The organism is Shewanella glacialipiscicola (assembly GCF_023283485.1).
GTDB lineage: Bacteria > Pseudomonadota > Gammaproteobacteria > Enterobacterales > Shewanellaceae > Shewanella > Shewanella glacialipiscicola.
The window spans coordinates 52,297-71,823 of sequence record NZ_JAKILU010000002.1; the positions used below are offsets into that span (position 1 = coordinate 52,297).

Consider the following 19,527-nt stretch of genomic DNA (forward strand, 5'->3'; position numbering starts at 1 on the left):
GAATGATAGCCACGATAAACCACCCAACCATGGCGACAAGATCCGTTATAAACAGACTTGAAGCCATGGCATAGACATTAACTATCGTAAAGTCGTTGAAGAATTGAGTTTTTAGCTTTAGTGATTACGCTTTAGCTTTTATATCCACGACTTTAGCCGTAGCACTTTTTGTATCCACAATATAGCGTTCAACTAATGTTTCTAAAATATCCAAAGGTACGGCACCATTTTTAAGTACCACATCATGGAAATCCTTAAGATCGAATTGAGTACCTAAGGCTAACTTGGCTTTTTCGCGCAGTTCAAGGATCTTCATCATTCCGACTTTATAAGCGGTCGCTTGACCTGGCATCACAATGTAACGCTCAATTTCTGCGGTAACATCACGATCGGACATACCAGTGTTTTTCTTCATATAGTCAATCGCCTGCTCCCGAGTCCAACGGCTATGGTGAATGCCTGTATCAACCACTAGGCGCACAGCACGGAACAACTCAGCCTGCAGACGACCAATATTATCAAAGGAGTTCTGTTGAAAACCGAGCTCCCACGCCAAACGTTCGCTATATAAAGCCCAGCCTTCAATATATGCCGTAAAAGGCGCCATCTTACGAATAAGTGGCATACCCTCTAACTCCATAGCGACTACAATTTGAAAATGATGCCCAGGGATCCCCTCATGGTAAGCTAAAGTGCGCATACCGTATTTAGGCGTGGCTTTGATGTCATATAAGTTGGCGTAGAAACGCCCAGGACGACTGCCATCAATCGCAGGCTGCTGATAATAGGCTCCTGGAGCCGTTTTCTCTTTAAATTCAGGAATACGCACTACTTCCATACCCGCTTGTGGTCGAATACGAAAGGCATCACCTAATCCTGCATTCACTTCATCAAGAATATGTTGATAATCAACAAGGATTTGCGCTCTGCCCGCATCGCTATCCTCGTAATAAAATTTAGGATCGGCGGCTAAGGTTTCAATTGCGACTGAGAAACCTTGGCTCACATCGTAACCTTCTTCGGCTAAAATAGTCATAATTTCAGTCTGAATACGGTCCACCTCAGCCAGCCCTTTAGTATGGATTTCATCAGCCGTGTAATTGGTGGTCGTAAAGAACTTTAGCAATTGCTCATAGGCAAGGTCGCCATTAGGCAGTGCCCAATAACCATCATCCGTCCCCGCTTTGGCTTGTAACTGGGTAAAGTAATCAATAAATAATTGATACGCAGGATGCACGTAAGCAGTAATGTCCGCTTCCGCTGCTGCCAATAAACGCACTTGTTCATCGGCACTGATATCCGTACCAGCCAATTTGGTTTTGAATGAACTGTATAGAATATTGTCTTGAATCGGCGTCACGACAAAATCATTCATCTCGGTCAGTACCCGCTCAATCACGAACTTAGGTGGAATAATCCCTTTAGCTTCACGGATTTTTAAGCCTTCAAGGGTCTGTGCAAACTTAAGTTTCACCTTTTGTAAACGCGACAGATAGTTTTCTGCATCGCCCACAGAATGGACTTGGTGCTGAGCCTGCATAAAGCTTGGATAACCGTTCTGCACACCAAACAACTGATTCAGCGGATAGTTATGGTAACGATACGGCTCTGAGACCAATGCGAAATCGGCAAGATATAAGGCAATATCCTTGGAGATACGTGGATTTTCATCTAAATCCGCATCGGAATAGCTCAATAAGGTTTCACGTAGATCTCGCACTTGCGCGAAAGTCTTATCCATCGCCTCTGGACTATCATCATCCAACTCGGCGTTATGGCCTGTAATCCCTACCGATTCTAAGAAACCCAATGAGGTTAAGGTCTCAGGGCTTTCGAAAGCCATCTTGACCACACTTCTGTCTAAAAATGCCCGAAAGAAAAACGGCTTTTTCGCAAACCATTCATGGGCGGCCAGCGCCGCTAATAACAGCACTAAGACTAAGCTGCCAAATCCAATCCATTTTAGTACTATCTTCAACGTTACTCTCCATTCGTTATCATATTGAATCTAAAAAGCTGCATGCAGGACTCAATATTCAGCATATTGTTATATGTGGCAAGAATATCACCCACACAAAAAAGCAACAATTTAATAACGTAACGAATCATGACTAAAATGAATAAGCTTATCTAATGTAAACGAACCAGCCTATAAGCGGCGTATTAAGCACTAGATGTAAACTTCAGATAAATCGAGGTCGATACACCAAAATAATTTCAGACCCTGAAATGTTGAAATAGTGAGATTAATCTATTGAATAATAAGAACTATAGTATTAAAAAACATCAACTCCACTCTAAACGTCCATCATATATTGAGAAGATATTTGAAAATAAAACTATACAAACTCCTAGAGTGTGTTAATCTTCAATCCGGCCTGTGATTCAGACCTATTTATAAGCAATATTATGTATTTGAAAACCTTCGCTACGCCTGTAATATTTTTTTTGCTGTCATGAAGCTTTCCACTCATAACTTATCATCAATGTAAATAATTCTATTTCTGGCTAACATACCGCATAATTGCGAATTATTTGTTTGAAAAATTTTGGAGACATTCATGTCTAAAACTACTGGTGTAGTTAAATGGTTTAACGAAGATAAAGGTTTTGGTTTTATTTCTCCTGACAATGGTGGCGCTGACGCATTCGTTCATTTCCGCGCAATCGTTTCAGAAGGCTTTAAAACTCTTGCTGAAGGTCAAAAGGTTTCTTTTGATATCGAACAAGGCCAAAAAGGTCCTCAAGCTGCGAACGTAGTTATTCTGTAATTAGACTTTGTCTAATTTAAGTTAACGAGTTCCAGACAAAAATGCCGACTTATGTCGGCATTTTTATATCTGTTATTTGGCTTATTTTCATCTGCTATTAAAAATATTCTATTGATTAGCTTTACCCATTACATGTGAACGCCAGCTTCCTCTAACCGCCCCAAATTCCCCTACTATCTGTAAAATACTGTTTGAGCTATTCTACTTCGGCTGCATTACTGCGCATTGTCTTTAACTCTAGCTTTAATGTACCCACAACATACTGTTATCAGTATCTGAGTAAGAGCATCAGCACGCTCACAACCATTTCATTACGTGTCAAAAAGTAATCTTTTTATCGATTACACAACTTACAAACATCATCAATGTGCTCTCACCTATAAATCAGTGACAATTAGCTGTGGCTAAAACATCATTCAAAGCAAGGCTCAAATCCCATTAGGGAAGCGGATTACATATCGTCCACTGCCAAGGATTTATTTGAAAAGTAATATGCTTATTGCGCTCGGCAACGTCTGTCAAAATACTGCCATGTCAAAATATAACTCGTGATTCAAAATAGAGTGGAGCCTTAACTTAATGACTATCAAGGACTAATTACAATTGCAAGTATTACGGCACAATACTTGCTTACAATAGCCTAAAGGTATACCCCACTGACACTAACGGGAGTGATGATAATGGATTTTGGTCTAGCGACTGAGCTATATCCTGATGAATATCGCTATCAAATAGCGAATTATAGTTCCAATAATAACCCATTGGACTTAATACAAGTGATCCAACAACTGCACGCCAGTTTAGATCCAAGGACAGTTTTTGCCTGCTATGGCAATGTACTAGGACAACACTTGCCGATCCAAGGTGTGCGCTTAACCTATGGTCAATACAAATTAAGCTGCGGCAAACGTTATGGTATTACTGTTAAGCGCCAGCTCATTCTTGCAGGCCAGACGCTGCATATTCAGTATCAATTACTGACACCGCTCACACCGTCACAAACCTCAGATTTGCAAGAAATTGAACCGCTGTTATTGCAACCATTGTTAAATGCCATGCAATATCAGGAGATGTCGACGCAAGCCATGTTTGATTCGTTAACTGGTTTAGGTAATCGCCACTACTACAGTAAAAGTTTGACGAAAGCGATTGCAAGAGCTCATAGAAAACAAGGCTCTGCTGCAATCATAGTGCTAGATCTGGATAACTTTAAGCAACTTAATGATAAATTCGGCCATAAGTGTGGCGACTATATTCTAAAGGAGTTTGGCGATATTATTCAGGCGACAATTCGTAATACAGACCAAGCATTCCGTATTGGCGGAGACGAGTTTGTCATTATTGTGCAAGGGGATATTCATGCAACTAGCTTACTGTGTGAACGGATTATTGTGGCAATCAATCAACATCCTAGCTTCAATCAATTTGAGGTCAGTTGTAGCTTAGGTGCAGCAGAATCACACGATACCATTGAGGCAGAACAGCTTTATGAACTCGCTGATAAAGCACTGTATCAAGCCAAAGCAGCAGGACGCAATTGCTATAAACTTAGTCTAAATCAACTCGTTTAAGACGCGCAGGGATGCCAAATGAGATGCGAAAACTTACTCGCAGCGCGTAACAGTAAAGCTTTATATCAAACTGACGCGCTGTTATTCACCTTTTAACTCGCTGTACACCACCAGTAACAATTCTGCTTAAACCTATATTTCCCTATCTACCAGCAAGCCAAGTCCATTTGACTCTACACTAAAATTCTTTTCGACCCATAGCCCAATCGCCATCACAAGCTCCTCACCATAAAATACGAAGCCTATCTTTTCACGCACCCAAGGCGGAACGGCAAACTCTTGCCACAGTTTCTTTAATTCACGGCCTTTATCACGTGAATGGGGATGGCAACGAAACTGCCCCGCAAGTTGATAGCGCACGCTGACCACTTCATCTGGTAGAGGTAACCGAGCTCTAGGCCCTTGCTTTGTGATACTGAGCCTAATGCTATCACCACAATTCCCTCCCTTTGGTGTCACAACTAACTCTGCGCGCTCCATTTGCAATAGCAGCGCGAGAAGATCGTCAGCAAGCGTCCAATTCAATTGCGCATTGTGGTACATGTGTCTCTGGAACTTGAATAAATACACTTGATTGGCAAAACGGCGGATTTCACACTCGCCCACACGCAGATGTACTTTAGCATCATCCTTTGCAGTAAGAAGCTGAACGATAATCTGATTAAGTTGCACCTTTGAGGGCAAAGCAAAACCTTGGGATTGGATAAAACCGCGTAAAAGTAACGCTTGCCAGTCCACTGATTGCTCGGCAAAGCCATCAAGTTTAAATACGGTTTCTTGATGGTAAGGAGCCAGAGTTAACCACATAGGTAAACGTTCACTCACCTGCAAATCCAGCGTAGCCTGTTGCTCGGCGCACAATGCCGCAGTGCGGCTTGCGGTCGTCGCAATACTCGGCCAGCGCGCTTTTAAGCGCGGAATAATCTCTAAACGTAAAAAATTACGATCGAACTTATCATCTTGATTACTTTCATCTTCGATATGCACTAAACCTTGCTGCTTGGCGTAGGCTTCAATGTGCTTGCGACTGATATCTAACAAAGGTCGCAACTGCTTGCCCAGCGCTAACGCTTGCACTTGTCCCATGGCCGCTAAACCTTTAGGGCCCTGCCCACGTTTGAGCGCTAATAAGATAGTTTCGAGCTGATCGTCTTCGTGATGGGCAGTCAACAACACATCATTTTCAGTTAAATGCCGCTCAATGGCTTGATAACGCACTTTACGCGCCTCGGCTTCAAGACTTAATCTTGGCCCACGATTAACCATTACCCGTTCAACCGTCACAGGTAAGCCGTAATGCAGCCCACGCGCAATACAATGCTGCGCCCAAGCCTCTGCGTTATCGCTTAGGCCGTGGTGCACATACACGAGCTGATAATTAAACTCAGGATGTTGCTGTGCAAACTGACTTAAACCATAGGCTAAAACTTCAGAATCTACCCCGCCACTGTAAGCCAGTACTAACTTGCAGTTAGGCGCTAAAGATTGCGCTGTCAAAAAGGCGCTTATGTGCGCGCCAAGATCAACCGCTAATAATGGATCATCAAACTGAGTCGACATAGGTTAACTTCATCTGTAGTACTTAAGGCATCTGCCCGCATTAGAATAATATTCTTACCTTGTTTGGCCCAAGGAGCGATTCAAGCGACAGCATCAAGTCATCGGTCGGATTCACTCGCCAAGCATCGGCGAGCCTAAATTGACCTTTGGCTTGGGCTTGAGTGTAGTTTATCACCACAGGCACGGCGCCGTTACGCCACGGGCTTAAGGCTTGCTCGAAGGTATCTAATGCTGATGGTGTTAACTCACTGCCATCCATATCGATTTCTAGCGCCTTAGCAAAGTGGCTGCGCGCCTCACTGATATCAATAATATTACGCGCCGTCATACGATTACCGCCGGCGAAATCATCAAAACTCACCTCTCCTTCACAAATCAGGATACGGTCTTTTTCTAGCAGATGATTAAACTTCTCGAACGCTTCGGTAAATAACATAATTTCAAGGCGCGCGCTTTTATCATCAAGCGTCAACAGCCCCATTTTAGAACCACGCTTGGTCAGCATAACTCGCGTTGCCACCACTAACCCTGCCGCTTTAGCCGTTTTACCCCGCTCGGTAGGATGCACGTCTTTCAAACGGCCAGAGGTGTAATGCTTAAGTTCTTTTAAATATTGATTGATCGGATGACCCGTCAAATACAAACCTAAGGTTTCACGTTCACCTTCAAGCCAAATTTTATCAGGCCAAGGTGTACATTCAACAAATTGTTGCTTACTGTCTTCTGGTTCGCTATTGAGTAAACCAAACATATCGTGCTGACCAATTGCCTCGGCTTTCGCATGCTGATCGGCGGCGCGAATCGCTTCGGGCAAGGTTGCCATCATAGAGGCGCGGTGCGGCCCAAGGGAGTCTAAGGCTCCGGCGCAGATCAGCTTTTCAATCACACGTTTGTTAAGTTTTTTCAAATCGATGCGGGCACAAAAATCGAATAAATCGACAAAGGGGCCGTCTTTACGCGCCTCTAAAATCGATTCAACGGGACCTTCACCCACACCTTTAATGGCACCAATGCCATAAACAATACGCAGATCATCATCGACGGTGAATTTAAATAAGCCTTTGTTCACATCTGGCGGAATTAACGGTAAACCCATACGTTCACATTCATCGACCAAGGTGACAATTTTATCGGTATTGTCCATATCGGCCGACATTACCGCCGCCATAAACTGCGAGGGATAATGAGTTTTAAGCCATAAGGTCTGATAAGAAACCAGCGCATAAGCAGCGGAGTGAGATTTGTTAAAACCGTAACCAGCAAACTTTTCAACTAAGTCGAAGATTTTCATCGACAAGTCGCCGTCGACGCCGTTATTGATCGCACCTTCTTTGAAGGTGCCACGCTGCTTAGCCATTTCTTCGGGCTTTTTCTTACCCATAGCGCGGCGAAGCATATCAGCACCGCCAAGGGTATAACCCGACAGCACCTGCGCTATCTGCATCACCTGCTCTTGATACAGAATAATGCCGTAGGTCGGTGATAACAGCTCTTTAAGTGACTCGTGTTGGTACTCAGCATCGGGGTAAGAGACTTTCTCGCGGCCATGTTTACGTTCGATAAAGTTATCAACCATGCCCGATTGCAAAGGCCCTGGACGAAATAGTGCTACGAGCGCAATCATGTCTTCGAAACAGTCAGGCTGTAAACGCTTAATCAAATCCTTCATACCGCGAGATTCGAGCTGAAATACTGCAGTGGTTTCATATTTCTGTAACAGACGAAAACACGCCTGATCGGTTAATGAAATCGCTTCGATACGCACCGGTGGCCGACCGTTCTTCACTTCGACTTTATTCACCATCTCCAGTGCCCAGTCGATAATCGTCAGGGTTCTTAATCCCAAGAAGTCGAACTTAACCAAGCCAGCAGTTTCAACGTCGTTTTTATCGAATTGAGTGACGGGGTTTTTGCCTTCTGCATCGCAATAAAGCGGCGCAAAATCGGTAATTTTAGTCGGGGCAATCACCACGCCACCGGCGTGTTTACCCGCGTTACGCGTTACGCCCTCAAGCTTACGACACATATCGATAAGATCTTTTACATCTTCATCGCCATCATAAGATTCTTGCAGCGCCGGTTCGACCTCAAAGGCTTTGGCCAGTGTCATCCCAGGTTCAGGGGGAATTAATTTTGAAATCCGGTCAACAAAACCATAAGGGTGCCCGAGCACACGGCCCACGTCGCGGATAACCGCTTTTGCCGCCATAGTACCAAAAGTGATGATTTGCGATACCGCTTCACGGCCGTATAACTCGGCCACGTGGTCAATCACTTCATCGCGTCTATCCATGCAAAAATCGACGTCAAAATCGGGCATTGATACCCGCTCTGGGTTGAGAAATCGCTCGAACAGCAAATCAAATTCAAGAGGATCTAAGTCAGTGATTTTAAGCGCATAAGCCACGAGTGAGCCAGCGCCCGAGCCACGGCCAGGCCCAACAGGGATGCCGTTATCTTTACCCCATTGGATGAACTCCATTACGATCAAGAAATAACCGGGGAACCCCATCTGGTTAATCACTTTGAGTTCAATGTCGAGACGCTCATCGTACTCACCCCGTTTTTCGGCGCGTATCTGCGGATCTGGGAATAAAAACTCAAGCCGATCTTCAAGGCCCCTTCTCGAACAGTCGACCAGAAAGTCTTCGATTGACATATCGCCCGTTGGAAAATTAGGCAAAAAATACTCGTATAAACGGATCGTTACGTTGCAACGCTTAGCGATTTCGACACTGTTCGCCAGCGCCACAGGAATGTCGGCAAATAGCGCGCACATTTCCTCTTCACTACGTAAGTACTGCTGTTCACTGTATTTTTTAGGACGACGTGGATCGGCAAGGGTAAAACCATCGTGGATTGCTACGCGGATTTCATGGGCGTCAAAATCTTCAGATTTAAGGAACACTACCTGATTGGTCGCTACCACAGGGATGCCTTTCTCCTGCGCTAAGATCACAGCCATGTGCAGATAGCGCTCTTCATCGGGGCGACCGGTACGGATAAGTTCAAGGAAATAGCGATCAGCAAAATGAGTCTGATAAAACGCGCATAAAGATTCGACTTGCGTGCTATTCCCCTTGAGGAGCGCCTTACCCAGATCGCCCTCTTTGGCGCCTGATAACAGCAAAATGCCTTCGTTATAAGTAAGTAACCACTCTTGGTCGATCACCACACGCCCAGCCACTTGGCCACGCAAATAGGCCTGACTGATAATTTGGGTCAGATTCTGATAACCGACATTGTTCATCGCAATAATGGTCAAGGCGCATAATTCGCCTTCGAATCCGGGCACTTGCATCCAAAAATCGGCGCCGATAATCGGTTTGATTCCCGCACCATGGCAACCACTGTAAAACTTAACCAAACCACAAAAGTTGTTTTGGTCGGTCAAGGCGACAGCAGCCATTCCCTGCGCTTCTACCTGCGCCAAAATAGGCTTGACCTTGGCCACGCCATCGGTCATGGAGTAATCACTGTGGACACGCAGATGTACAAAACGAGGATCGGACATAATTAGGATTATCTTTGAATAGCAGGTTAACGATAACTAAAAAGCAGACTAACAAAGTCACGCAGCCAGAGCCAGTGACTTTGTTTGATAACAGAGCCTATCGCGTTAAAAGCACACGTTAGCGATCTAATATTGCCTTAACGGGTTTAAAACTTTTACGATATTGCTCAAACACGCCATGTTCAGCAATAGCCTCAAAATGCGCCTTGGTCGGGTACCCTTTATGCTTAGCAAAACCATATTGTGGGTAAGCGGCGTCAAGCACGTCCATCTCGCGATCCCGCGTCACTTTGGCGATGATTGAAGCCGCGCTAATACTAGCAATTAAGCCATCACCTTTAATAATGCTGTGACTAATGAGTCCTGCGCCATTATGGGCCAAAAATACAGGGCTGCGATTACCATCAACAAGCACAAGCTCAGGCGCAATATTGAGCCCTGCGACTGCGCGCTGCATCGCCAGCATGGTGGCGTGTAGAATATTAAGTTCATCGATTTCAGCAGGACTGGCGCGCCCCACGTGATAACACAGCGCTTTAGTACAAATCTCATCAAATAAGACCTCGCGGCGCTTCTCAGTGAGTTTTTTCGAATCATTAAGTCCAATAATGGGCTTGCAAGGATCTAAAATCACCGCGGCAGTGACGACATCACCAACTAAAGGGCCACGGCCGACTTCATCCACACCGGCAATTAATCCGGTTGAAAAGGCGAATAAATCGGCTTCAGTTAAACTTTTAAAGGTTGCCACTAATTAAGCTCCTGAGATTTAGCCGCGAGCTTTACCTCAACCAATGCCATCACAGCCTCTGCGGCTTTTAAGCTTGCATCACGGCGTAACACTTGATGCAGGGCATCAAACTCGGCTTTAAGCGGCGCAAAATCGCGATTTAACTCAAGGGTGACCGCTGCGGCAATGTTCTCTGGGGTGCAATCTTCTTGAATGAGCTCAGGGACGAGATCTTTTCCTGCCAGCAAATTCGGTAACGAGAAACGATCCACCTGCATCATACGTTTAGCAATCGCATAAGTTATCGGGCTTACGCGATAAGCCACCACCATAGGACGTTTGACCAGCATAGCCTCTAAAGTCGCAGTGCCAGAGGCCAATAAAATTCCATCGGCGGCGGCCATGACTTCACGCGATTGACCTTCAATCATGTGGATTTCGAGATCCGGTGCAAAATCCTTCAGCGCTTGTTCAAATTGCTCACGACGTTTTTGATTCACCAGCGGCGTCACAAAACGTATATCAGGAAAATTTTGTTTTATGAGTAACGCTGCTTTTACAAAAGGTTCTGCCAATTGCTTTAACTCACCGCCGCGGGAACCGGGTAGTATCGCTAAATATTCAGCATCGGCATCGAGCCCAAGCAATGCACGGGCTGCGGCTTTATCGCTTTGCAATGGAATATCATCAGCTAAGGTGTGACCGACAAAGGTACATGGCACCTGATGTTGATCGTAAAAAGCTTTTTCGAAGGGCAATAGCGACAACACCATATTAGTGGCCTTGGCGATTTTGAAGATCCGTTTTGGGCGCCATGCCCACACTGATGGGCTCACATAATGAACCGTCTTAATGCCGCGCGCTTTCAGCTTAAGCTCTAAACCAATATTAAAATCTGGCGCATCTATACCAATAAAACAATCGGGCTTAAGCGCCGTGATGTGTTTAATTAGGGAGGCACGTACTTTTAATAAACGAGGTAAGCGGGCTAACACTTCAACAATTCCCATTACCGCGAGTTCTTCCATCGCGAACAGGGATTCGAAGCCAAGAGCTTCCATACGCGGGCCACCAATGCCAACAAAACGCGCATCGGGGTGTATCTTTTGCAGCGCCGCCATTAAACCAGCGCCTAAAATATCGCCCGAGAGTTCTCCGGCAACCATGGCAAACACTAATGGAGTTTTATTGCTCATAAACCAATCATGTCTCATGAATGAATGACATTGGATGACGGGGCAAACAACCGCTAAAACGCATCATTCCAAGCCATACTGATGTAAATTAATGATTAAGCTATTGATGGTTGAATGTACAAGGACATTGCTATCAACCAAGTCTACCCACCCAATAGGCTTAAGCCAATAATACAAAAGGGCATAAAAATGCCCTTTTTTTGTCATGTCATCATGTTAGCGAATAATGCCGCGACTCGATGACTTTACAAATTCAAGGAACAAGTTAACTTGCTCGTCTTTCTGTGCATCTTCCGCTAGTGCTTCAATTGCTTCTTCAACCGTTAAGCTGCTGCGGTATAAGGTTTTATAAGCGCGACGCACCGCCAGTTGGCTCTCTTTAGAAAAACCACGACGCTTCATACCTTCACTGTTTAAACCGCGTGGAATTGTCGGTTGACCCGCGGCCATCACAAAGGGAGGCACATCTTGCAGCACTAAAGAACAACCTGCAGTAAACGCATGAGCACCAATATGCACAAACTGGTGAACCCCAGTCATGCCACCTAAAATCGCCCAGTCACCCACATGTACGTGGCCTGCGATAGAAGCATTATTCGCCATGATCACATTGTCGCCGACCACACAGTCATGGGCGATATGCACATAGTTCATAAACAGATTATTCGACCCGATACGAGTCTCACTGTTATCTTGTACTGTACCGCGGTGAATAGTCACATGCTCACGGATAACGTTATTGTCACCCATGATCAGTCGTGTAGGTTCGCCAGCGTACTTTTTGTCTTGGCACTCTTCGCCTACTGAGGCGAATTGGAAAATACGATTACCTTTGCCGATAATCGTTGGACCTTTAATAACCACATGCGAACTCAACCAACAGTCATCACCAATTTCAACGCCTGCACCGATATAGGTCCAAGGGCCGATCGTGACATTGTTGCCAATTTTTGCATCGGGATGCACAAACGCTAATGTATCTATCACTGACTAATCTCTCTGCGGGCGCACATAATTTCAGCGGAACAAACTAATTCACCATCCACTTTGGCTTCACCGTAGAAAACGCCAATCCCGCGACGTTCTTTGATCATTTTCACTTCAAAATGAATTTGATCGCCAGGTTCAACCACGCGTCTAAAACGTGCATTGTCGATACCCGCAAAATAGTACAACACACCCGGAGGGGGTACATCATCACTCATGGTTTTAAACGCAAGTAAACCCGTTGCTTGCGCCATCGCTTCTAAAATAAGCACACCGGGCATTACCGGCTGTACGGGGAAGTGTCCCTGAAAAAACGGCTCATTTATTGAAACATTTTTGATTGCTTGCAGACTTACACCTGGGGTGTAATCCAGCACACGATCAATCAATAGAAATGGATATCTATGGGGCAGATACTGAAGAATTTCTTTAATATCCATAGTGTTCATTTGATTAGACACGAACCGAGTTCCTCAAATTGCTTTGGAGCAATTAATCTGGTGTTTTTAAATTTTTTTCCAACGTTTTAACACGCTGGAACAGTTCATCTAACTGACGGAAACGAACTGTATTTTTACGCCAAAGCTTATTGTCCATTGCTACAGTGGCAGAAGAGTATAAACCGGGTTCACGCATAGTACTGGTAATATTGGTACCACCAGAAACGTGCACGCCATCGGCAATGCTCAAATGACCGGCTATGGCACTACTGCCACCAATAATACAATATTTACCTATGGTGACACTGCCTGCAACCGTAGTACTACCTGCGATTGCGGTATTTTCGCCAATAATAACGTTATGGGCAATTTGCACTAGGTTATCAATGATCACACCATTGTGAATCTCTGTATGACCTAAAGCACCACGATCTACCGCTGAATTAGCACCTATTTCAACCCGATCGCCGATACGAACGCCGCCTGTCTGCGGAATTTTAACCCATTGACCACGTTCATTGGCATAACCAAAACCATCTGAGCCTAATACAGCCCCAGAATGGATAATACAATCTTGTCCTAGCTGCACATCATGGTAGACAGTGACATTAGCCCATAAACGTGTTTTAGAACCGATAATCACGTCTTGACCGACTACGCAGCCCGCGCCAATTTGCACATTTTCACCAAGAATCACATTAGCACCAATCACAGCATTCGCACCAATAGCAACGCCTTCACCGACATGGGCTGACGAGTCAATTTGTGCTGATGCATGAATACCCTCCGCCGCGTTAGGTGTGGTATCTAAATATTGGGCTACACGGGCAAAAGCCACATAGGGATCTTTTACAATTAACGCAGTACCTTGGAAATCCTGCGCATCTTTAGCTGACAATAACACCACTCCCGCTTGAGTCATCTCAAGCTGAGAGCGATATTTACTGTTGGCTAAAAAAGAGATTTGATCCGGCTTGGCATGTTCCAAAGTCGCTACGCTATTAAAAAACAACGTTTCGTCACCTTGAATATCACCATCAAGTAGCAGACTTAGCTCTTTTAAAGTCACACTTTTCATCTATTACTTGCCTTTGCTTAAGGCTTCAACCACTTTGCTACTGATGTCAGCGTTAGACTTGACATAAATAACAGCACCACGTTGCAATACCAAATCATATTGGTCTTTTTCAGCGATAATGTTGATGGCTTTCTGAACCTTTTCTAACAGTTTATTTTGCTCTTCACCCTGGCGATGACGTAAATCTTCGTCCAATGCTTTGCCTTTTAACTGATACTCTGATTTTAGCGATTCCATTTTACGAACCAGTTCCGTTTTTTGCGCATCATTCATCAATGCACCGTCACGTTGCTGCTTCTCCATGAGAGAACGCATTTCTTCTTGCATTTTCTGCACACTAGCCATGCGATCGCCAAACTCTTTCTTCAGAGATTGAGAGATCTGTTCACGTTGTGGAAGCTGTTCAAACACAGCGCCCATATCCACTACAGCAATTTTCTCAGCATGTGCCACTAATGGCGCGCCTAGCAAAATTAACGTCATCAGCGCGCGATTTACCATCTTTTTCAAAATAAACTCCTTGTTACCTTGTTATTATCAGCAAAACCTGCCGAGTGTATGCTTTTTAAAAAGTTTTGCCAATATTGAAAGAGAAGATCTCTGTCTGATCGCCTTCATATTCTTTAAGCGGCCAGGCTAAGCTAAATACCATAGGTCCCATGGGCGACAGCCACTGCACACTTAAGCCCCACGATGCACGCAGACGCTCAGGATCACTGTAGTCCTGCAACTTAGCAAACTCCTCAGCCGGCAGGGTTTGATACTGTTCGAAATCAAACTCGGTATCCCAAACGTTACCCGCATCTAAGAAGACACTCGTTCGCACAGAATTCGAGTAAGCTTCATCCAAGAATGGGGTCGGTACTATTAACTCCATGCTCGCAGTTGCAATCGCGTTACCACCAATAGAACGGCCAGAATTCACGCTAATACTATTAGGATCGCCCGGTAAGCTACAACCATCGCCTGATGGATCCGGTGCACATGGCTCACTACCTCGATAGAGATAGAATGAACGCGGTCCCACAGAGTTAGACTTAAAACCACGCAGTGAGCTACTACCACCTGAGTAATAGTTTTCCCAGAAAGGCAGTATTTGATCGTTATCATTATACTGGCCATAACCATTTGCATAACCTAAACGACCACGGGCTAAGAGTACAAAGCTATGACTACGGTTAACTGGGAAATAGTAGTTAGTATCAAAGTCTGTCTTAAAGTATTGTAAATCCGATCCTGGCACTGTCATCTTGCCATTCAAACGCTGTGATGAGCCGTCTGTTGGGAAAGTGCCCCGGTTTAACGTGCTACGAGACCAGCCTAAACTCAGTTCAAAGTTATCGAAACTTAAATCAGAATCCGGATCATCCGCGCGATAAATATTATAAAAACGCAGTGCTTGCTCATAGGCTGAGATTTCAGAAATCGTGTTATGACGATACCCTATGCCACCGTTGATACGGTTATATTCGTTAATCGGGAAACCTGAGTTTAATGCCACACCGTAAGAACTATTTTTATAGCGCTCTAAGTTAGCTTCATTGGCATCAAACTCACTCCAATAAACGCTCCCGCCTAAACTGACGCCATCTTTTGTCCAGTAAGGATCGGTATAAGACAAGTTAACGTTTTTAGAGTACTTGTTAGTACTCATGCTAATGCCCGCTTGATTACCCGTACCTAAGAAGTTGCTCTGCTGTACACCAAACTGCAAACTCAGCCCTGACTCAGTACCATAACCCACGCCGGCGTTAAAGGAACCCGATGGTTGTTCTTTCACTTTAACGGCGATATCAACTAAATCGTCCGTACCTGGTACTTGAATGGTTTCGGTATCAACGGTTTCGAAAAAGCCTAAACGGTTTAATCGTGCTTTAGATTGCTCAACTTGTGCTGAGTTTAACCAAGCCCCTTCCATTTGACGCAATTCGCGGCGCATCACTTCATCTTTAGTAACCGTATTACCAGTAAAGTTAATCGCGCGAACATAAACACGCTTACCAGGCTTAATATTGATGTTTAAAGTGACTTCTTTAGTCTTATCATCAATTTCAGGGTAAGTTTTAACTTCAGGATAAGCATAACCAAAACGGCCTAAATATTTACTGTACATTTCTTCGGTGAATGTGACATCCCCACCGTTATACATATCGCCGGTTTTGATCGGCAGAATTGATTGCATCAACTCTTCACGGCCCATCAAATCACCAGTCAGGTTGACGGCTTTAACTTTATATTTATCACCTTCATTCACATTAATGGTGATATAGAGACCTTTACGATCGGGTGTCATCGCTACTTGAGTCGAGGTGACTTCAAAGCGAATATAACCTTTATTCTGGTAATGGGTTTTGATGGTTTCAAGATCAGCCTGCAGCTTTTGCTTCTGATAACGACGCTCACCAAACAGATCCCACCAAGCCACATAATCTTTAAGCTCTAACATGCCTATCAGCTCGGCATCGGTGAACTCTTTATTACCCACAATGTTAATTTGGCGAATTTCAGCCGCTAAACCTTCGGTAAACTTAAATTTAAGCTCAACCCGATTACGGGGTAAATTAATGACTTGCGCTTCCACTTTAGCGCCGTATTTACCCACGCCGTAGTAGAAATCCTGCAGACCCTTTTCGATACCGGTCAGCATAGTGCGATCGAGCGACTCACCGACTTTAACGCCAGAACCGTCCAGACTTTCCTGTAACTGTTCGTCTTTAATGTCTTTGTTGCCTTCAAACGTCACTGCGCTAATAGTGGGACGTTCAGTGACTTTCACCACTAACACGCCACCATCTCGGCTCACAGTCACATTTTCAAAGTTAGTCGATGCATACAAGCTTTTAATCGCTTGTTGAACCCTTAACTGGTCAACAGTGTCACCTACTTTTACTGGTAAGCTTAATAGGGCAGCACCGAGTGCAACTCGCTGCAAACCTTCAACTTGGATGTCGGTCACTTCAAACGGTTGGAAAGTATCAGCCAACACAGTCCCTGAAAACGACGCACCGACGAATAACATCGAGGCAAAAAGTTTATTCAATCTCATAGAGCACTTCTAATTATTAGTCTGTCCTTGCTCAGAGTCGGGCAAAATCATTGAAAAGCGCAATGCTCATCAACATCAGCAATATTGCTGCCCCAAATCTGAATCCTATTTCCTGCACCTTTTCAGGTACAGGTTTACCAGTTATTACTTCAATAAAGTAATACAGCAAGTGTCCCCCATCGAGCACAGGTAAAGGCAGCAAATTAATGATACCTAAATTGACGCTGATGAGCGCGAGGAACCCGAGAAAATAGACCAAGCCATAGTTTGCACTACTGCCCGCACCCTGTGCGATTGAAATAGGTCCACTCAGGTTTTTCACCGACACATCGCCGGTAAATAATTTGCCAATCATCTTAAAGCTCACAGCAACAAGTTGCCATGTTTTATCCGCTGCGATGCCGAAAGAATCAATTGGTCCATATTCAAGTTGTAAACGCATATTTTCTGGCCATTGTGCTTGTATTGGGCTAACCCCAAGCACACCAATTTCTTGACCATCTACACCTTTACTGCTTAACGGTGTCACTGTCAGGTTAAATTGTTCACCATTACGGAGCACAGTTAAACTCACAGGCACATTGGCAGAATGTTGAATAATGTCAACAAAAGCCTGCCAATCGGTATAATTTTCATCATTTATCGCCACTAAGGTATCGCCCACTTTTAGCTCGCTATTTGCAGCAGCGCTGTCAGGGCTAATTGCCGCAACAGTAGGGACGATTTCGGGACGATATATGCCTAAACCTAAAGCCGTGATTGGGGATTGTTTTTCAGGATCAAAATGCCAATTACGTGTATCTAATTGGTAGGTTTTATCGCTGGAATCAAGCCCCTGCAAGCCGTTCAAAGGCGTCAGAGATACACTCAAGCTTTCATCACCAATATGCCCGACTAAGGCTAAATTGACTTCTTCCCAGTTGCGCACAGCCTGACCTGAAATCGCCGTAATTCGCATCGGCTCAGTCACTTGAATTTGCGCAGCAGCAGTCCCTGGTGTGGTCGATGTAATAACAGGCTTTAGTGATGGCACACCAATTAAATACATGAAATATAAAGCAACAATAGCAAATATAAAATTAGCTATTGGGCCAGCCGCTACAATAGCAATGCGTTGCCATACTGTTTTACGATTAAATGCTTGGTGTTTTAATTCCTCGGGAACCTCTTCAACACGCTCATCAAGCATTTTAACGTAGCCACCCAGCGGGATCATGGCTAACACATATTCGGTACCGTCTTTGCCAACTCGACGCCAAATTGCCTTACCAAAGCCAATGGAGAAACGTTCAACTTTAACGCCGCAACGACGTGCTACGTAGAAATGGCCATACTCGTGGGCAGTGATTAGCAAACCTAATGCAACGATGAAAGAACCCAAGTTCCATAAAAAATCTAACATCCCACTCCCTACATCATTGATTAAATCACTCAGCTATAGCTAAGTTATGCTTATTAAGGTCTCACGCGCATAAATGCGAGTTTGAGCGTCTAGCGCTAAAATATCATCTATGGTCGCCATTGGCCGTTTAGGCACTGTCATCAAACAGGCTTCATTCACTTTGGCAATTTGAGTAAAACCTATTTGTCCCAGTAGAAATGCTTCAACTGCTATTTCGTTGGCCGCATTTAACACGGTTGTTGCCTCTTGGCCTTGGGCGCAAGCCTCCATGGCCAATGCTAAACAGGGAAAACGATTATAGTCAGGTTCACAAAAGCTTAACTGTCCGACTTTGAAAAAATCTAAAGGTTCAACACCAGAGTGAATTCTTTGCGGATAAGCCATGCAATGGGCAATAGGTGTACGCATATCGGGGTTGCCCATCTGCGCAATGACTGAGCCATCACGGTATTGCACCATAGAATGGATAACGCTTTGCGGATGGATAACCACTTTAAGCTGTTCAGCCCCTGTGTTAAACAACCAGCGCGCTTCAATAAACTCTAAACCCTTATTCATCATAGTGGCCGAATCGACAGATATTTTAGGTCCCATAGACCAATTAGGATGTTTACACGCTTGAGCTGGCGTCATCGCCTCCAGCATTGCAAGTTCTGAACGTAAAAACGGACCACCTGAGCCCGTTAATAAAATATGTGAAATACCTGCTGCAGTTAAGTCACAGCGGCCTAAATTGGCCTGCACTTCTTGGGGTAAACATTGAAAAATCGCATTATGTTCACTGTCCACAGGCAAGAGTACGGCGCCAGAACGCTTAGTTGCCTCGATGAATAGCTCACCGGACATCACCAAGGCTTCTTTGTTGGCCAATAATACCCGCTTGCCCGCCTTAACCGCTTCAAGGGTTGGCACTAAACCTGCTGCGCCTACAATAGCCGCCATCACAGTATCCACTTCAGCAGCAGTCACTAAGCCAAGTAAATCATTAATGCCTGTGGTGACCTGGATATTAAGCATCGCAGGTAAAACGGTGCGCAACTGCTTTGCAGCCGCCTCATCCATCATATGTGCCACTTTCGGCCGATGTGCCACGCACAAAGCGAGCATCTTATCCACGCTAGTATTGGCAACTAATCCATAGACACGATACGCCAATGGATTAACCGAAATCACGCTTAGGGTACTGGCACCAATAGAACCAGTAGCCCCCAATATCACCATACTTTGCATAG

14 protein-coding genes are annotated in these 19,527 nt (G+C 44.7%); 2 read left to right on the forward strand and 12 right to left on the reverse strand.

Annotated features, from left to right (window positions below; translation table 11 throughout):
• Nucleotides 1–124: 124 nt before the first annotated feature.
• Nucleotides 125–1,978 carry a DUF885 domain-containing protein gene (locus L2717_RS01775; RefSeq protein ID WP_220773891.1) on the reverse strand — a complete coding sequence of 618 codons (1,854 nt, stop codon included), beginning with the start codon at nucleotides 1,976–1,978 and terminating at the stop codon, nucleotides 125–127.
• Between the two features lie 583 nt (nucleotides 1,979–2,561).
• Between L2717_RS01775 and cspE the strand changes: the two genes are divergently transcribed.
• Both cspE and dgcS read left to right on the forward strand, forming a co-directional pair.
• Nucleotides 2,562–2,771 carry a transcription antiterminator/RNA stability regulator CspE gene (gene cspE / locus L2717_RS01780; RefSeq protein ID WP_006080998.1) on the forward strand — a complete coding sequence of 70 codons (210 nt, stop codon included), beginning with the start codon at nucleotides 2,562–2,564 and terminating at the stop codon, nucleotides 2,769–2,771.
• Nucleotides 2,772–3,451: 680 nt separating this feature from the next.
• A complete protein-coding gene (dgcS, locus tag L2717_RS01785) occupies nucleotides 3,452–4,342 on the forward strand; it encodes a diguanylate cyclase DgcS (RefSeq protein ID WP_220773484.1) in 891 nt (296 codons plus the stop codon).
• A gap of 132 nt (nucleotides 4,343–4,474) precedes the next feature.
• Here dgcS and tilS read toward each other — a convergent pair whose 3' ends face one another.
• From tilS to ispC, 11 genes are all read right to left on the reverse strand, one after another.
• Entirely contained in the window at nucleotides 4,475–5,902 is a 1,428-nt protein-coding gene (gene tilS, locus L2717_RS01790) for a tRNA lysidine(34) synthetase TilS (protein WP_220773474.1), read from the reverse strand.
• Between the two features lie 40 nt (nucleotides 5,903–5,942).
• Nucleotides 5,943–9,416 (reverse strand): DNA polymerase III subunit alpha, encoded by a 3,474-nt coding sequence (dnaE, locus tag L2717_RS01795; RefSeq protein WP_220773473.1) that lies wholly within the window; start codon nucleotides 9,414–9,416, stop codon nucleotides 5,943–5,945.
• A 118-nt stretch (nucleotides 9,417–9,534) separates the two neighbouring features.
• Nucleotides 9,535–10,167 carry a ribonuclease HII gene (rnhB, locus tag L2717_RS01800; RefSeq protein WP_220773472.1) on the reverse strand — a complete coding sequence of 211 codons (633 nt, stop codon included), beginning with the start codon at nucleotides 10,165–10,167 and terminating at the stop codon, nucleotides 9,535–9,537.
• Entirely contained in the window at nucleotides 10,167–11,342 is a 1,176-nt protein-coding gene (gene lpxB / locus L2717_RS01805; RefSeq protein WP_220773471.1) for a lipid-A-disaccharide synthase, read from the reverse strand. The genes rnhB and lpxB overlap by 1 nt, the downstream gene beginning before the upstream one ends.
• 216 nt (nucleotides 11,343–11,558) lie before the next feature.
• Complete coding sequence (gene lpxA / locus L2717_RS01810) at nucleotides 11,559–12,329, reverse strand: acyl-ACP--UDP-N-acetylglucosamine O-acyltransferase (protein WP_220773470.1); 771 nt, start codon at nucleotides 12,327–12,329, stop codon at nucleotides 11,559–11,561.
• Nucleotides 12,326–12,790 (reverse strand): 3-hydroxyacyl-ACP dehydratase FabZ, encoded by a 465-nt coding sequence (gene fabZ, locus L2717_RS01815; RefSeq protein WP_220773469.1) that lies wholly within the window; start codon nucleotides 12,788–12,790, stop codon nucleotides 12,326–12,328. Before fabZ ends, lpxA begins: the two co-directional genes overlap by 4 nt.
• A 31-nt stretch (nucleotides 12,791–12,821) precedes the next feature.
• A complete protein-coding gene (gene lpxD / locus L2717_RS01820; protein ID WP_220773468.1) occupies nucleotides 12,822–13,847 on the reverse strand; it encodes a UDP-3-O-(3-hydroxymyristoyl)glucosamine N-acyltransferase in 1,026 nt (341 codons plus the stop codon).
• Between the two features lie 3 nt (nucleotides 13,848–13,850).
• Entirely contained in the window at nucleotides 13,851–14,348 is a 498-nt protein-coding gene (locus L2717_RS01825) for an OmpH/Skp family outer membrane protein (protein ID WP_076496782.1), read from the reverse strand.
• A 64-nt stretch (nucleotides 14,349–14,412) separates the two neighbouring features.
• Nucleotides 14,413–16,893 carry an outer membrane protein assembly factor BamA gene (bamA, locus tag L2717_RS01830; RefSeq protein ID WP_220773467.1) on the reverse strand — a complete coding sequence of 827 codons (2,481 nt, stop codon included), beginning with the start codon at nucleotides 16,891–16,893 and terminating at the stop codon, nucleotides 14,413–14,415.
• A gap of 31 nt (nucleotides 16,894–16,924) precedes the next feature.
• On the reverse strand, nucleotides 16,925–18,295 hold the full coding sequence (gene rseP, locus L2717_RS01835) for a sigma E protease regulator RseP (protein WP_248937965.1): 1,371 nt from the start codon (nucleotides 18,293–18,295) through the stop codon (nucleotides 16,925–16,927).
• Nucleotides 18,296–18,334: 39 nt separating this feature from the next.
• Nucleotides 18,335–19,525 (reverse strand): 1-deoxy-D-xylulose-5-phosphate reductoisomerase, encoded by a 1,191-nt coding sequence (gene ispC, locus L2717_RS01840; RefSeq protein WP_220772663.1) that lies wholly within the window; start codon nucleotides 19,523–19,525, stop codon nucleotides 18,335–18,337.
• Nucleotides 19,526–19,527 lie beyond the last annotated feature (2 nt).

Excerpts from the sequence above, each read along its gene's own strand:
- cspE (WP_006080998.1), top strand. The coding sequence starts at position 2,562 with ATGTCTAAAACTACTGGTGTAGTTAAATGGTTTAACGAAGATAAAGGT.
- dgcS (WP_220773484.1), top strand. The coding sequence starts at position 3,452 with ATGGATTTTGGTCTAGCGACTGAGCTATATCCTGATGAATATCGCTAT.
- tilS (WP_220773474.1), bottom strand. The coding sequence starts at position 5,902 with ATGTCGACTCAGTTTGATGATCCATTATTAGCGGTTGATCTTGGCGCG.
- dnaE (WP_220773473.1), bottom strand. The coding sequence starts at position 9,416 with ATGTCCGATCCTCGTTTTGTACATCTGCGTGTCCACAGTGATTACTCC.
- lpxB (WP_220773471.1), bottom strand. The coding sequence starts at position 11,342 with ATGAGCAATAAAACTCCATTAGTGTTTGCCATGGTTGCCGGAGAACTC.
- lpxD (WP_220773468.1), bottom strand. The coding sequence starts at position 13,847 with ATGAAAAGTGTGACTTTAAAAGAGCTAAGTCTGCTACTTGATGGTGAT.
- L2717_RS01825 (WP_076496782.1), bottom strand. The coding sequence starts at position 14,348 with ATGGTAAATCGCGCGCTGATGACGTTAATTTTGCTAGGCGCGCCATTA.
- bamA (WP_220773467.1), bottom strand. The coding sequence starts at position 16,893 with ATGAGATTGAATAAACTTTTTGCCTCGATGTTATTCGTCGGTGCGTCG.
- rseP (WP_248937965.1), bottom strand. The coding sequence starts at position 18,295 with ATGTTAGATTTTTTATGGAACTTGGGTTCTTTCATCGTTGCATTAGGT.
- ispC (WP_220772663.1), bottom strand. The coding sequence starts at position 19,525 with ATGCAAAGTATGGTGATATTGGGGGCTACTGGTTCTATTGGTGCCAGT.